The sequence below is a fragment of the Mesorhizobium sp. M0028 genome, assembly GCF_040323855.1.
GTDB lineage: Bacteria > Pseudomonadota > Alphaproteobacteria > Rhizobiales > Rhizobiaceae > Mesorhizobium.
Window position 1 is genome coordinate 84,764 of record NZ_JAMYVG010000003.1, and the last position, 13,892, is coordinate 98,655.

At 64.8% G+C, this 13,892-nt stretch carries 12 protein-coding genes; 4 read left to right on the forward strand and 8 right to left on the reverse strand.

Features of this window, described 5'->3' with window-relative positions:
- Position 1: 1 nt before the first annotated feature.
- On the reverse strand, positions 2–229 hold the full coding sequence (locus tag NKJ93_RS08145; RefSeq protein ID WP_352588518.1) for a hypothetical protein: 228 nt from the start codon (positions 227–229) through the stop codon (positions 2–4).
- Between the two features lie 496 nt (positions 230–725).
- Here NKJ93_RS08145 and NKJ93_RS08150 point away from each other — a divergent pair, with 496 nt between their 5' ends.
- Positions 726–2,456 carry an adenylate/guanylate cyclase domain-containing protein gene (locus NKJ93_RS08150; protein ID WP_352588852.1) on the forward strand — a complete coding sequence of 577 codons (1,731 nt, stop codon included), beginning with the start codon at positions 726–728 and terminating at the stop codon, positions 2,454–2,456.
- A gap of 234 nt (positions 2,457–2,690) precedes the next feature.
- Positions 2,691–3,227, forward strand: coding sequence for a dihydrofolate reductase family protein (locus tag NKJ93_RS08155; RefSeq protein ID WP_352496172.1), 537 nt, complete (start codon positions 2,691–2,693; stop codon positions 3,225–3,227).
- A gap of 555 nt (positions 3,228–3,782) precedes the next feature.
- Here NKJ93_RS08155 and NKJ93_RS08160 read toward each other — a convergent pair.
- Positions 3,783–4,688, reverse strand: coding sequence for a LysR family transcriptional regulator (locus tag NKJ93_RS08160; RefSeq protein ID WP_352495531.1), 906 nt, complete (start codon positions 4,686–4,688; stop codon positions 3,783–3,785).
- Between the two features lie 140 nt (positions 4,689–4,828).
- On the opposite strand from NKJ93_RS08160, the gene NKJ93_RS08165 reads away from it, so the two are divergent.
- Positions 4,829–5,725: an MBL fold metallo-hydrolase gene (locus NKJ93_RS08165; protein ID WP_031193462.1), complete on the forward strand. Its 897-nt coding sequence runs from the start codon at positions 4,829–4,831 to the stop codon at positions 5,723–5,725.
- Positions 5,726–5,814: 89 nt separating this feature from the next.
- On the opposite strand, the gene NKJ93_RS08170 is transcribed toward NKJ93_RS08165, so the two are convergent.
- The 5 genes from NKJ93_RS08170 to NKJ93_RS08190 form a co-directional block, all read right to left on the reverse strand.
- Positions 5,815–6,708 carry a patatin-like phospholipase family protein gene (locus NKJ93_RS08170; protein WP_023717135.1) on the reverse strand — a complete coding sequence of 298 codons (894 nt, stop codon included), beginning with the start codon at positions 6,706–6,708 and terminating at the stop codon, positions 5,815–5,817.
- Between the two features lie 279 nt (positions 6,709–6,987).
- Positions 6,988–8,232, reverse strand: coding sequence for a M16 family metallopeptidase (locus NKJ93_RS08175; RefSeq protein ID WP_352588521.1), 1,245 nt, complete (start codon positions 8,230–8,232; stop codon positions 6,988–6,990).
- A 286-nt stretch (positions 8,233–8,518) separates the two neighbouring features.
- Positions 8,519–9,883, reverse strand: a complete 1,365-nt coding sequence (locus NKJ93_RS08180) for a M16 family metallopeptidase (RefSeq protein WP_352588523.1) — start codon at positions 9,881–9,883, stop codon at positions 8,519–8,521.
- A gap of 104 nt (positions 9,884–9,987) precedes the next feature.
- Positions 9,988–10,542: a 16S rRNA (guanine(966)-N(2))-methyltransferase RsmD gene (gene rsmD, locus NKJ93_RS08185; protein ID WP_023717132.1), complete on the reverse strand. Its 555-nt coding sequence runs from the start codon at positions 10,540–10,542 to the stop codon at positions 9,988–9,990.
- Positions 10,523–12,574 (reverse strand): pseudouridine synthase, encoded by a 2,052-nt coding sequence (locus NKJ93_RS08190; protein WP_352588526.1) that lies wholly within the window; start codon positions 12,572–12,574, stop codon positions 10,523–10,525. The genes rsmD and NKJ93_RS08190 overlap by 20 nt, the downstream gene beginning before the upstream one ends.
- Positions 12,575–12,650: 76 nt before the next feature.
- On the opposite strand from NKJ93_RS08190, the gene NKJ93_RS08195 reads away from it, so the two are divergent.
- Positions 12,651–13,103, forward strand: a complete 453-nt coding sequence (locus NKJ93_RS08195) for a nucleoside deaminase (RefSeq protein WP_023717130.1) — start codon at positions 12,651–12,653, stop codon at positions 13,101–13,103.
- An 86-nt stretch (positions 13,104–13,189) separates the two neighbouring features.
- On the opposite strand, the gene NKJ93_RS08200 is transcribed toward NKJ93_RS08195, so the two are convergent.
- Positions 13,190–13,870 carry a hypothetical protein gene (locus NKJ93_RS08200; RefSeq protein ID WP_023717129.1) on the reverse strand — a complete coding sequence of 227 codons (681 nt, stop codon included), beginning with the start codon at positions 13,868–13,870 and terminating at the stop codon, positions 13,190–13,192.
- Positions 13,871–13,892: the final 22 nt, after the last annotated feature.

Here is a 13,892-nt window from a genome sequence, read left to right on the forward strand (position 1 = left end):
TTCAGGGTATGTCCGGGTGTTCGTTGGTATCCTCCACCGCGACTGCCGTTGTCGCCTTCCGCTTCAGCTTGTCCTGATCGCCAGCGTCTGGCTCATCAGGGCGTCGAGCACGCGGTATTTCGAAGCCGCCGGGCGTACCGGCATATAGGGCCCGGCACTGTTTCAGCTTGTTGGCGATGATCGACTGCAATTGGCGCCGGGCGTCAGGTCGACCGAAGTCGACGCTCATGTCGGACATCGACTAAAAAGCAGAGCGCCGCGCTATTTTTCCCAGAGCGTGTCGCAAAAGGCCAGCGCCATCCGTCCTCTGCCAGAAAGGAGCCCGCCCATGCCAAACCTCATCATCACCGAATTTATCAGCGTCGATGGCATTGCCGAGGTCGAGAAGCTGCCGGGCGTGGCCTGGAACGATGAGATGCAAAATTCAAGGACGACGAGCTTACCGACAGCGGCGCCATGCTTTTGGGGCGCATGCCTATCAGATCTTTGCCGGCCCAAGGGGACTGAGACTTCGCCGACCGGTTTAACGCGCTGCCGAAATATATCGCCTCGACGAGTTTGACGCCGCGCGGATCGGGGCGTCTCCGCGATTGATGCGATCGAGTTGGCAGCCACCAGGCGGAAGGCGCCCTTTCTTGCTGCTGCCGTAGTTCTTGATTCAGCCACAAGCCCAAATTGCTGGATTTGGCAGCCCAGGAAGGGTAGGCTTGGTTTTTGGTTCAATGATGGAACAGAGACTGGCCGCAATTCTGGCCGCCGATATGGCGGGCTACAGCCGGCTAATGGAGGCCGACGAATCCGGCACGCTCGCACGCCTTCGGACCCATCGCATAGAACTGGTCGATCCCGCCATCGCCAAGAACAAGGGCCGGATCATCAAGACAACCGGAGACGGCATGCTCGTTGAGTTCCAGAGCGTGACCGATGCCGTGAAATGCGCCGTGGAAATCCAACAGCGCATGAAACGGCGCAATTCGGATGTGCCGCAAGAACGGCGTATCGAATTCAGGATCGGCATAAATCTCGGCGACATCATTTTCGACGATGACGACATTTTCGGCGACGGCGTCAATATTGCCTCGCGCATCGAGCAACTCGCCGACGTCGGCGGTATCTGCGTGACCGCAGCGGTGGCGACCCAAATTGCCGACCGTCTCGAAATTGCCATGGAGGACCTGGGCGAGAAGACGTTAAAGAACATCAGCCGCCCGGTTCGCCTCTATCGCGTTGGGTTTGACAGTCCTGTCCTGCCACAAGTCGAGGCAAAGCGATCCATCTCCAAACCTTCGATAGTGGTGCTGCCATTCAGCAACATGAGCGGCGACCCCGAGCAGGAATTTTTCGCGGACGGACTGACCGAGGACATCATCACCGAACTGTCCCGCCACCATGAGTTGTTCGTCATCTCACGCAATTCCGCGTTCGTCTACAAGAACCGCGCCGTGAATGTGCGCGAGGTGGCCGAGAAACTCGACGTCCAATACCTGGTGGAGGGAAGCGTCCGCAAGATCGGCGACAGGGTGCGCGTGACGGTTCAGCTCATCGACACGGCGAATGACGCTCATATCTGGGCGGACAAATACGACCGGAAGCTGGACGACATATTCGCGATTCAGGACGAGGTGACCGCGGCGATCGCAGCCACGCTGCCCGGCCGTGTCGAGGCGGCTCAGCGGGACCAGCTCGCGCGGGCGAAACCTGCAAACATGGCCGCGTATGAATGTGTGCTTGCTGCCAAGGTGCTGCATCACCGAAGCACGATTGCGGATAATGAACGCGCGCAAACCTTGATAGAAAGGGCCGTCACGCTCGACCCCGATTATGCCCATGCCCATGCCTGGCGGGCCTGCATTCTTGGCCAGGCCTGGGTCCATAACTGGTGCGAAGACAGGGATGCCGTCTGGAACAACATCATGGCAGCGCTGGACAGGGCCCTGGCGCTGGACAACAACGATGCCGATGTCCACCGCATTCTTGCGGCGGTGAACGTGAACAACAACGAGCTGACCACGGCGCGCTACCATCAAGAGCGGGCGCTGGCCCTCAATCCCAATTACGACCTCGTGGTGGTGCAGCAAGGCGAGCTGTTGACGTGGCTGGGGAGGCCGGAAGAGGGAATTGAATGGATCCGCAAGGCGATGCAGTTGAACCCGCACCACCCGGAGAGGTTCTGGAGCCATCTGGGAAAGGCGCATTTCGCCGCGCGCCAGTATGGCGAGGCGATCGAAGCTTTCATGCATCTGTCAGCCATGGACTCGGTTCAGCACGCTTTCGCCGCTGCCTGCTACGGCTGGCTCGGCGACGAAATCGCGGCCGCGGCGCATCTGGGCAAGATCAGAACGCTCGATCCCCAATTCGACCTCGATTCATTTATCGCCACCCTGCACTATGCCCAGGAGTCTGATGTGCAGCACGTCCGCGAAGGACTGCTGAAAGGCGGTATTGCCCACCTGTAGCCAGCCCGTAATTACGAACCAGATCCAATCGGGGACAGGCAAAAAAGACCGGCCTCCCACCCAACGCGGACGTTGTGGCCTGACCGAACGACGGGCAGGTCGGAGAAGCTTTTCCCACGGTATCGGTCTTTGGAAGCGAACGGGGAAAACCCCTCCACCTGAAAAAGCGCCGCGCTAGTTGACGGTGCAGTTCGCACAAGACCCGCACGGCCGCCCCGACAGAAGGAACCCGCCATGAGAAAACTCATCATCACCGAATTCATCAGCGTCGATGGCATTGCCGAGGTTGAAAAGCTGCCGAGCGTGGCCTGGAACGATGAAATGCAAAAATTCAAGGACGACGAGCTTGCCGACAGCGGCGCCATGCTTTTGGGGCGCACGACTTATCAGATCTTTGCCGGCTCGTGGCCCAAGGAGACCGGAGACTTCGCCGACCGCTTCAACGCGCTGCCGAAATATATCGCCTCGACCAACTTGACGGCGCTGGACTGGCAGCCGGCCGAGTTGCTGCAGGGCGCCTTGCCGGCCGCGGTCAGAGGGCTGAAGCAAGGCAGCGGCGGCAACATCTATGTGCATGGCAGCCTCAGCGTCGCGCAGGAATTGCTGCGCCATGGCCTCGTCGACCGCATCAGGCTGCTCAGCTACCCCGGTGCCGTCGGCCAGGGCAAGCTGCTATTCCCGCCCGGCGCGCAATTGCCGCTCGAGCTGATCTCCGCCACGCAATTCAGCAACGGGGTGGTGGCGCTGGAGTATGCGGCGGGGAAGGCGTGATGAGCCAATCTCCCCCCTCGTGGGGGAGATGCCCGGCAGGGCAGAGGGGGGCGCGAAAGAACGCCGGCCTTTGTTTCAACGTGTGATGAGCTGGAACTTGCGCGGGTACGCTAAGGCCATCGACTGATAGGTCGGCGGGACAGCGCCCCCCTCTGGCCTGCCGGCCATCTCCCCCACGTGGGGGGAGAGCGCGGCTTCCGCCTTGGCGCTCATCCTGCAACGCTGGCGAAAGCGCCGATGACAGCCAATCTCCCCCCTGAGGGTCCCCTTGAGGGGGAGATGCCCGGCAGGGCAGAGGGGGTCGCGAAAGAACGCCGGCCTTCGTTTCAACTGTAGCAATCGCATAGGGGCAAGTGCCCCCTCACCCGGATTGCCAACCGAATTGCGAAGGGCAATTCGGGGCAATCCGACCTCTCCCCGAGGGGAGAGGAGGTCGCCGGCGTTAACGCCAGCCTCTTCTCCCCAGCGGGGAGAAGGTGGCCGCGAAGCGGCCGGATGAGGGGGGCCCCCTATGCGATAGCCCTGCCGTTGGGGGGGAGATCGCTGCTTCGCCCATCAGCGCCCCCGCCCGCCTGCCTCCAGCTTCTGCTCGGCCGCAATCAGCATCTCGACAAACCTCGTCACCTTGGGCGGGCGGAAGCGGGCGGCGGGGTAGACTGTGTAGATGCCGCCGGAGGGCAGCCGCCACTCGGGCAGGACCTGCACCAGCCGCCCGGCGGCCAGCTCGTCCCGCACCAGAAAGTCCGGCAGCACCGACAGGCCGGCGCCGGCGCGGACGGCCGCCAGCACTGCCGGCGTCGCGTCAATGGCGATCGTTGCCTGCATGCGCACGACCTGCTGCTCGTTGTCGCCGCGCGAAAATTGCCATAGCAGCGGTTCGCGCAGCGCCATGTTGGCGATGAAGGGCAGCCCGGCAAGGTCTTGCGGTTCCCCGGCCGTGAACCGGCCTTCAAACCCGGCGCCGCACACCATGAATTGTTGGAAGGTGCCGATGCGCCGCGCCTGCAGGCTGGAATCGGCCAGCCAGCCGACGCGGATGGCCACGTCGATGTGGCCGGAAACCAGGTCGATCGTCTCGTCGCCCAGCGTCAGCTCCACCCGGCAGGCGGGATAGCGCGCGCTGAAGGCGGCGACCACCGGCACCACCGCCGACGTGCCGTAGTCGTTGGACGCCGCGATGCGCAGCGTGCCGGTCGGCTCGGCGGCGGCCTGCGCGAGCTCGTCGAAGGCATCCTCGGCCTGCTGCAGAACCTGCAGGCAGCGGGCATGGAATGTCCGGCCGGCCTCGGTCGGATGGACGCGGCGCGTCGTGCGGATCAGCAGCGTCGTTCCGACATCGCGCTCCAGCCGCGCCACCTGTTGGCTGACGACCGCCTTGGTGATGCCCAGCCGCTCGGCGGCCCGCGTGAACGAGCCGGCGTCGACCACCGCCGCGAAATAGGCCAGCCGGTTCAGGTTCATGCGTGGCTCATGGCAGATGCAGCCCCATTGTCAGGCGAAAGCATACATTACGTCTATTTTGTCGGCCTTCAATATGCATTCCGTTTTTGCCATCTTGCGGGCATCGAGGCCGCCGAATTCCGCATTCCCAGGAGACATCCATGTTCACACGGAGAAGCATCATGAAAACCACCCTCGCCGCCGGCGCTGCCGCGGTCTTTGCTCCCGCCGGGCTTGGCCATGCGGCCAGCGGGCTTTCCTGGAAGCATTTTCCCGCCGGCGAAAACGGCTTCTTCCGCGCCCCGGTGCTGGTCTCCGGCGCCACCGAAGCCGTGCTGATCGATTCCGGTTTCACCTACCCCGACGGCCGGGCCGTGGCCGAGGCGATCAAGGCGACCGGCAAGACGCTCACCACCATCTATGTCAGCCAGTCCGACCCCGACTATTATTTCGGCCTCAAGCGGATCAAGCAGACGTTCCCGCAGGCACGGGTGATCGCCGCAGCCGAGACGGTGGCCGCCATCAACGGCAATGTCGAAAAGAAGCTCGCCGTCTGGGGGCCGCAGCTGAAGGAAAATGGCCCGCAGGCGCTGGCCGACGTCGTCATCCCGGAAGCGTTCGACGGCAAGACGCTCAGCGTCGACGGCGAGAGCATCGAGATCGTCGCCGCGGAAGGCCTCGGCAACCGGCGCTATCTGTTCGTGCCGTCGCTGAACGCGGTGTTCGGCGGGGTGATGATCTTTGCCGGCGTGCATGTCTGGACCGCCGACACCCCGACCAGGGAACTGCGCGCCGCCTGGCTGGCCAACCTCGAAAAGATCGCGGCGCGCAAGCCGGCGATCGTCGTGCCTGGGCACATGACGCCTGGGGCGGCGACCGACCTTTCGGGCGTCGAGCACACAAAAACCTATCTCATCGCCTTCGAGGAAGAACTGGCCAAGGCCAAGGACGCTGCCGCGCTGAAGAGCGCCATGGAAGCCCGCTTCCCCGGCCTCGGCATGGGGGTTGCGCTCGACATCGGCTCCAAGGTCGCCACCGGCGAGATGAAGTGGGGCTGAGATTGGCGCCAATCTCGAGCTGATCCGCACCACTTACGAAGGATACGCTCATGGTCCAGCGGGCGTTGACGCCGGGCGCCTGACGGCTGTCATCCGCCGAGACGGTTGGTGCGCTTGCTGGCTTCGGCCTTGGCCCGCGCCTCGACCGCCCTTTCGATCTCGCGCTTCAGCTCGTCCTTGATCGCCACCGTCTCGGCCATCAGCGCCTCGACCTTCATGAAATCGAGCACGCGGTATTTCGACACCGCCGGCCGGATCAGGATGTCGGGCCGGCTCTGGTTCAGCTTACTGGCGATGATCGACTGCATCATCAGCTGCGTGGCGCCGAACATCAGGTCGACGGAGGTCGGGAATTTGCGCCCGGCCTCGGTCGGCGCGCCGACCACGTCGACGGCGATGACGATGTCGGCGTCGAGCTCGATCAGATCGAACGGCACGGGATTGTAGATGCCGCCGTCGATCAGCAGCCTGCCGTCGCGCATCACCGGGCGGAACACCGCCGGGATCGCCGCCGAAGCGGCCAGCGCCGAATGCAGCTCGCCTTCGTCGAGCACCGCGAGCTTGTGGCCATAAAAGTCCGTTGCCGTCACCTTCAGCGGTATTTTGAGTTCGGCGAAGGTCTCGGGGATGGCATCGGGCAGGAACGCCTTGAGGATGCGCTCGACATTGAACTGGCTGACCCGCAAGCCGCCCTGCAACGCTTCGGCAAAGGTGCCGGGCCGCGCCCGCCACATGCGCGTCGCCACTTCGGCGCGGCGGCCGAGGATCGAGCGCGTATAGTCGTGAATGTCCTTGCCGGTCATGCCCGAGGCCATGCCGGCGCCCATGATGGCGCCGATCGACGAGCCAGCGATTGCCGCCGGCCTTATGCCCAGTTCGTCCAGCACCTCGATGACGTGGATATGCGCCAGCCCACGCGCGCCGCCGCCGCCAAAGGCGATGCCGAAGCTAGGGCCGACCGCGGAGCCTTTGCTAGCCCCCATTTCTGACACTCGATGCGGCGGTGCTATCGAAATTGGGCAAATGCCCCGTCATCCGGATTGCCGGCGGTTTGTGGCCGTAGCGCGTCTTTCCTTCTCCCCTTGTGGGAGAAGGTGGATCGGCGCGTAGCGCCGAGACGGATGAGGGGTGTTGGACGGAGTGCCGCCGATGCCAAGCTGGAACACCCCTCATCCGTCGCCTTCGGCGACACCTTCTCCCACAAGGGGAGAAGGGGGAGCCGACCGGGGCGGCGCCAGCGCCTGGAAAACGCGGGCAACGGCTCATCCCTTGCTTCCCAGCTTCGGCCCGACCACCATGACGGCCGGCTCGGCGGAGAGCAGCTTTTTCGCCGCTGCCTTGACCTGGTCCAGCGTCACCGCGTTTATCAGCGCGGCGCGGCGCTGCATGTAGTCGATGCCGAGCTTGCCGAGCTGGATCTCGACCAGCGTTGCGGCGATCGCGCCGGAGGAATTCAGATTGTTGATGGCATAGGCGCCGATCATGTATTTCTTGGTCGCCGCCAGCTCGGCTTCGGTCGGCCCCTCCTCGGCCATGCGCTTGACCACGTCGCGCACCACGGCCAGCGTCTCGGCCGCCCTGTCGGCGCGGGTCGAGGTGGTGATGGAAAGCGCCTCGGAATGCTGGTGGTCGACGAGGTCGGAGCTGACGCTATAGGCCAGGCCGCGCTTCTCGCGCACCTCGTCGAACAGCCGCGAGGTGAAAGTGCCGCCACCGAGGATCTCGTTCATCAGCACCGCGGCGAAGAAATCCGGCGCGTTCCGCTTCACGCCGGGATAGGCGAGTTGCAGCGAGGCCTGCGGCTGGTCGTAAACGACCTCGAGCTGCTGGCCAAGTTTCAGGTCGATGTCGGGAACGGGCGTAAGCGCCTGCTTTTCCGGCAGGCTGCCGAATACCAGGTCGAGCTTCTGCTTCAGCGTCTCGGCGTCGATGGCGCCGACCACCGCGACATGCAGACCGTCGCGGGCGAAATTCGCCTTGTGGAAAGCGCTGAGATCGGACGGCGTGATCGTCGCGATGCTTTGCCTGGTGCCCTGGTCCGGCCGCGCATAGGGATGCCTGCCGTAGATCGCGTCCAGCCATTTGCGCTGGGCGAGCGTATCGGGATCGCGCTCGTTGGCGATGATGCCGGACAGGATTTGCGCGCGGATGCGGTCGATCGGCACCTGGTCGAAGCGCGGCTGGTTGACCGCCACGCGCAGCAGGTCGAAGGCGCCGTCGCGCTGCTCGGCCAGCATGCGCATCGAGCCGTAGATTCCGTCGCGCTGCGCATCGAAGCTCATCTCGGCGCCGACATCGTCAAGCTTGACCTGGAAGGCCTCGCTGTCGAGGTCGCCGGCGCCTTCGTCGAACAGACCGCTCATCAGGTTGGCAAGCCCTTCCTTACCAGGCGGATCCTGCGTCGCGCCGCCATCGAAGACGAAGCGGATGGCGACGATCGGCACCGAATAATCCTCCACCAGCCAGGCGGTGATGCCCTTCGACGAGGTCACCTCGTGGATGTTCATGGCAGCACGAGCCGAAAGCGCCGGCAGGATGAGGAAGACGAGGGAGAGGATGAGGGTCGCTAGAAGAGGGCCGGAGCGCGCGTGCTTCCCTTCTCCCCTTGTGGGAGAAGGTGGATCGGCGCGAAGCGCCGAGACGGTTGAGGGGTGTTGGACGGAGTGCCGTTGGTGCCAAGCTGGAACACCCCTCATCCGACCGAGCTTTGCTCGGCCACCTTCTCCCACAAGGGGAGAAGGGGAGGAGCCCGGGGGAGAAGGCAGAGCGGGACCGTGCTGGTTCATCATCAAATCAATTCCCAGCCTGGGTTTGCGGCAGAAGATAGCCGGTCGTTGCGTGGTCGAGATTGAGATAGCGGGCAGCGACCGCCTTGACCTGGTCGGCGGTGACCTTGCGGATGCGGTCGGGCCATTGCTGGACGTCCTGGACGTTGCCGCCGGTGGCGAGCATCGAGCCGTAGATGTTGGCCATGTCCTCCTGCTTGTCGCGGGCAAAGATCATCGAGCGGACGAAACGGTCCTTGGATTTTTCCAGCTCATCGCTGGTGACGCCGTCTTTCGCGATGCGGGCGATCTCGACGTCGACCGCGGCCTCGACGTCTGCAAGCTTGGCATCGCCGCGCGGCGCGCCATAGACGGTGAAATTGCTGTCGTCGAGCATGGTGCCTTGGAAGAAGGCGCCGGCCGCGGCGGCTATCCCTTGCCTGACGACAAGCTCCTGGTAGAGCCGGCTGCGGTTGCCGCCGCCGAGGATTTCGGACAGCACGTCGAGCGCTTCGGCTTCGCCGGGCTTTGCCGTGTGATAGGACGGAACCACCCACTGCGTCGTAAAGCTCGGCACGCTGACGCGCCCGTCGGTCAGCGTCACCGTGCGCCTGGTGTTCTGCTCGGGCTCGATCGGGCGGATGCGCGGCGGCAGATCCGGGCCGCGCGCGATCTTGCCATAGGTCTTTTCGGCCAGCGTCTTGACCGTTTCCGGCTCAACATCGCCGGCCACCACCAGCACGGCGTTATTGGGCGTATAATATTTGTTGTAGAAGGCCATCGCGTCGGTGCGGTTCAGCTTCTCCATCTCCTGCATCCAGCCGATGACCGGGATGCGGTAGGGCTGGTTCTGCCACAGCGTGGCGTCGATCTCCTCGTCGAGCACCGCCTGCGGATTGGAGTCGATGCGCGAGCGGCGCTCCTCGAGGATGACGTCGCGCTCGGTCTTGATGACATCGTCGTTGAGGATGAGATTGCGCATGCGGTCGGCCTCGAAGCCCATCATCTCACCGAGCGCCTGCGGCACCACTGTCTCATGAAAAGCGGTGTAGTCGTAGGAGGTGAAGGCGTTGTCCGAGCCGCCGATGGCGGCGACGGCGCGATCGAGCTCGCCGGCCGCATGGTTGCTGGTCGCCTTGAACATCAAATGCTCGAAGAAATGGGCAATGCCGGATTTGCCCGGCGGCTCGTCGGCGCTGCCGATCTTGTACCAGACCATATGGGTGACGATCGGGGCGCGGTGGTCGGGGATGACGACGACCTCCATGCCGTTGTCGAGCAAGAAATCCGTCACTGCGCCGTCGTCGGGATTGTTGTCCGCCAGAGCCGGCTCGGCCATCACCAGGGCCAGTCCCAAGAGCGTTCCGCGCAGCCATTCAGCCTGAAATGTCATAGATGGCTCCGGTTTGGGGTGGAACGATAGGCGGGGTTGCTGGTCGAGGCAAAGCGAATTGTTCGTCATTTTGAAGGCGCTGCTTCCTCGCCAATTGCGGGGCCTCACCCAACCTCGATGAAGCGGATGACCGTCTCGCCATAGTTGCGCTCGTCGACAACCGAAAAGCCCGGCCCTGCCTCGAACGGCGCCGCCGCCGCTTCCTCGACTACGCAGAGCGCGCCGGGGGCGAGCCAGCCGCCGGCCTTGGCCGAGCGCAACGCGCGTTCGCCAAGGCTCTTGCCATAGGGCGGATCGGCAAAGACCAGGCCGAATGCAGCGATGGTGCCCGCCTCGCCCAAGGCCGTCGCGTCGCGACGGAATATCTTGGTGCGCCCAGTGAGGCCGAAAGCCTCGACATTGGTGCGGATCAGGCCGCGCCCTTCGGCGGATTCCTCGATGAAGACAGCATAGGCAGCGCCGCGCGACAGCGCTTCGAGGCCGAGCGCGCCGGTGCCGGCGAACAGGTCGAGCACGCGCGCGCCGTTCAGTTTTTCGGGAAAGCGATGCGCCAGCACGTTGAAGACCGCCTCACGCGTGCGGTCGGTCGTCGGGCGGATGGCAAAGGTGCGGGGCGTCGCCAGCGGACGCCCGCGAAGCTCACCGCCGACGATCCGCATTGCTTCCTTTCGGGCCGCCACGCGGCCGGTCGCCACCGCTATCCGAACGTTCGCCACGAGGCTTGCCGAACGGCTTTGCACCGCCGGGCTTGCCATAAGACGGCTTGAAAGCGGCCTTGCGCGCCTTGTTTTCCGCCGCCTTGGCGGCGTCTGCCTCCGCCCTGCCCTTGCCGATCGGCCGCGCCCCCGGCGCCATCCAGACATTGGCCTTGCGCTGGCCCGGCGGTTCGATCGGCCGCTGCTCGCGTTCGGATTTCTTGCCGCCGAAGCCGCCACGAGGCTTGTCGCCACGGGGTTTGTCCCCGAAGTCGCCGCGTTCAGGTTTGGCGCCACGCTCGCCAAAGCTCCTCTCCGGTTTTGTCGACAGCTTGCCGAGCGCTTCGTCGCGGCTGCCTTCGCGGCGCTTGCGGTTCTTGATCAGGCCGCCCTCGCCGATCGGACGGCGTTCGCCGTCACGGGTGAATTTCGGCCGCTCGGGCTCCTCCTCCCGCTCACGCCTGACCGGCTTGTTGGAAAACGGCTTGGCGATATCGGCGTCGAAATTGGCACCGGACTCTTCGACCAGGCGCTCGCCGAGCTGGTCGCGCAGCACGCGGCCCTTGATCTCCAACACATGGCCTTCCGGCAAATCGTCGAGCTGGAACGGCCCGTAGGAAATGCGGATAAGCCGCGTCACGTCGAGACCGAGCGAGCCCAGGATGTTCCTGACCTCACGGTTCTTGCCTTCCCGCAGGCCGAGCGTCAGCCAGGCATTCGAACCCTGCTCGCGGTCCAGCGTCGCCTCGATGGCGCCATAAAAGACACCGTCAACGGCAATGCCTTCGCGCAGGCCCGCGAGCGCGCTTTCCTCGACCTTGCCGTGGACGCGCACGCGGTAGCGCCGCAGCCAGCCGGTCGCCGGCAGTTCGAGCACGCGCGACAGGCCGCCATCATTGGTGAGCAGCAGCAGCCCTTCGGTGTTGATGTCGAGCCGGCCGATGGTCATCAGCCGCGGCAGCCCGGGGGGCAGCACGTCGAAGACGGTCTTGCGGCCTTCGGGATCGCGGTTGGTGGTGACCACGCCGGCCGGCTTGTTGAACAGGAACAGCCGCGTGCGCTCGATCGGCGGGATCTCCATGCCGTCGAGATGGATGATGTCGCCGGGCATCACGTTGAAGGCCGGCGAGGTCAGCGCCCTGCCGTTGACCTTGACGCGGCCGGCCGCGATCAGTTCCTCGGCATCGCGGCGCGAGGCCAGGCCGGCACGCGCCAGCCGCTTGGCAATGCGTTCGCCGGCTTCTTCCGTTGCCTCGACGCGACGCGGACGCGGCTTGAAGCCGCCCTCCGATGCCGCCTGTGCCCTTTGTGCCCCTTGCGGCCGATCGCCGCCAAAATCACGCTTAGGACGATCCCCGAAGTCACGCTTGGGACGGTCGAAGCGCTTTTCGCCGTGCTCGCCTTCGGCAGCGGCCGGCCGGTCGCCGCGCGGCGCGTAGGGCTTGCGCGGACCTTCGCGCTTCTCATAAGGCTTGCCCTCCGGACGCGGCCCTTTGCTGAATGGCCTCTCGCTGCCTTTGAAGTCGCGCTTCGGCCGCTCGCCTTCGGCAGCTGCTGGCCGGTCGCCGCGCGGTGCATAAGGCTTGCGTGGACCTTCGCGGTTCTCATAAGGCTTGCCTTCCGGACGCGGCCCTTTGCCGAACGGCCTGTCGCCTTCGCGCTTCGGCTTGAAGTCACGCTTCGGCCGTTCGCCTTCGGCCGCCGCCGGCCGATCGCTGCGCGGTGCATAAGGCTTGCGTGGACCTTCGCGCTTCTCATAAGGCTTGCCTTCCGGACGCGGCCCTTTGCCGAACGGCCGGTCGCCTTCGCGCTTCGGCTTGAAGTCGCGTTTCGGCCGTTCGCCTTCGGCCGCCGCCGGCCGATCGCCGCGCGGAGTGTAGGGTTTTTTGACGCCGAAGGACGGCTTGCCACCCTTGCCGGGAGCGCCATCGCGACCACGCGGCCCCGCCGGTTTCGGGCCGGCCTTGCGCGGGAATTTCTTGTTTTTGTCGTCCATGTGGCCTTTGCTCGTTTGCGCGGGTAGTAACAGGATCGCGCTCTAGTGGCGAGGAGATAATCGGAATGGAAACCGCGTGAGGCGGCAGGATTTCATGGCGCTGGCGCTGAAAGAAGCCGAAGCCGCCGCCCTGCGTGGCGAGGTGCCGGTTGGCGCGGTCGTCGTCGGCGGCGATACGGTCGTTGCGAGTGCCGGCAACCGCACCCGCGAGTTCGCCGATCCGACCGCCCATGCCGAGATGCTGGCGATCCGCGAGGCCTGCCGCAAGCTTTCCAGCGAGCGGCTCAGCGGCCACGATCTCTATGTGACGCTGGAGCCGTGCACCATGTGCGCCGGCGCCATCTCTTTCGCCAGGCTGCGCCGGCTCTATTTCGGCGTCGCCGACGAGAAGGGCGGCGCAGTCGTCAATGGCGTTCGCTTCTTCACGTCACCGACCTGCCATCATGTGCCCGACATCTATCCTGGCATGGCCGAGAACGCTGCAGCAGCATTGCTGAAGGACTTTTTTCGCGAGCGACGCGGACCCTGATTTTCCTGGTTCGGCAGACGGACCGAATCCAAGTCAGCCAATCCAGTTCAGCCAATCCAGGCCAGAACGTCTCTGGCGCCGTCAGTCTACCAGGGCAGCCAGTCGAACATGCCGCTGCTCTTGCTCTTGGCGGCCGCCTCCCTTTTGAGGCGGCGTTCCTTCTTGTACTCGTCCTCGCCGAGGTCACCCTGCGGCGCAGTGTCGGCGGCAGCGCGGTATTGCACCGGCGGCTCGCTCAGATATCTGCGGGTGGTCGGGTCGCCCTGTTTGCCTTCAGCCCGGCGGCGCATGATTTCCGCGGCGCGGTCCTTGTCCGAATCGGCCGGAGTCCAGGCTGGCGGGTGGCTCGAGCCCGACTGCTTCAGCGCGGCCTTGACCGACGCCGGATCCGTCTGCACGTCATCGATGACCTGCGCCTGGTAGGCCGGGTCGTCCTGATGCAGGGTGGCATCGGCGCGCAGGCGGGCACGGCGCTGCTCCGGCGATTCGGGCCATTCGGCACTCGCCGTCTCGATGCTTTCCTGCGGCGGCGGCAAGACTTCCTTCTGCCCCGGCCCTGGCTTCACCAGCGTGGGGCGCGGCTTGTAGTCGATACTATCCTTGCGTTTGGGTGCGAAGGAAAAAGCCCCGGTGAGGTCGCCGGCAAGCTGCGCGCCCGCGGTCTTGTCGGTCCCGTAGGTGGGCGAGCCCATGCAGCCGGACAAGGCGAGGCTCGATACGACAAGCGGCGCCAGCAGCGCGACGCGCGCGTAAGTTCTCTCGGTCATGCCAAAAAGTCCCACTGTAGAC

Excerpts from the sequence above, each read along its gene's own strand:
- NKJ93_RS08145 (WP_352588518.1), bottom strand. The coding sequence starts at position 229 with ATGAGCGTCGACTTCGGTCGACCTGACGCCCGGCGCCAATTGCAGTCG.
- NKJ93_RS08150 (WP_352588852.1), top strand. The coding sequence starts at position 726 with ATGGAACAGAGACTGGCCGCAATTCTGGCCGCCGATATGGCGGGCTAC.
- NKJ93_RS08155 (WP_352496172.1), top strand. The coding sequence starts at position 2,691 with ATGAGAAAACTCATCATCACCGAATTCATCAGCGTCGATGGCATTGCC.
- NKJ93_RS08160 (WP_352495531.1), bottom strand. The coding sequence starts at position 4,688 with ATGAACCTGAACCGGCTGGCCTATTTCGCGGCGGTGGTCGACGCCGGC.
- NKJ93_RS08165 (WP_031193462.1), top strand. The coding sequence starts at position 4,829 with ATGTTCACACGGAGAAGCATCATGAAAACCACCCTCGCCGCCGGCGCT.
- NKJ93_RS08170 (WP_023717135.1), bottom strand. The coding sequence starts at position 6,708 with ATGGGGGCTAGCAAAGGCTCCGCGGTCGGCCCTAGCTTCGGCATCGCC.
- NKJ93_RS08175 (WP_352588521.1), bottom strand. The coding sequence starts at position 8,232 with ATGAACATCCACGAGGTGACCTCGTCGAAGGGCATCACCGCCTGGCTG.
- NKJ93_RS08180 (WP_352588523.1), bottom strand. The coding sequence starts at position 9,883 with ATGACATTTCAGGCTGAATGGCTGCGCGGAACGCTCTTGGGACTGGCC.
- rsmD (WP_023717132.1), bottom strand. The coding sequence starts at position 10,542 with ATGCGGATCGTCGGCGGTGAGCTTCGCGGGCGTCCGCTGGCGACGCCC.
- NKJ93_RS08190 (WP_352588526.1), bottom strand. The coding sequence starts at position 12,574 with ATGGACGACAAAAACAAGAAATTCCCGCGCAAGGCCGGCCCGAAACCG.
- NKJ93_RS08200 (WP_023717129.1), bottom strand. The coding sequence starts at position 13,870 with ATGACCGAGAGAACTTACGCGCGCGTCGCGCTGCTGGCGCCGCTTGTC.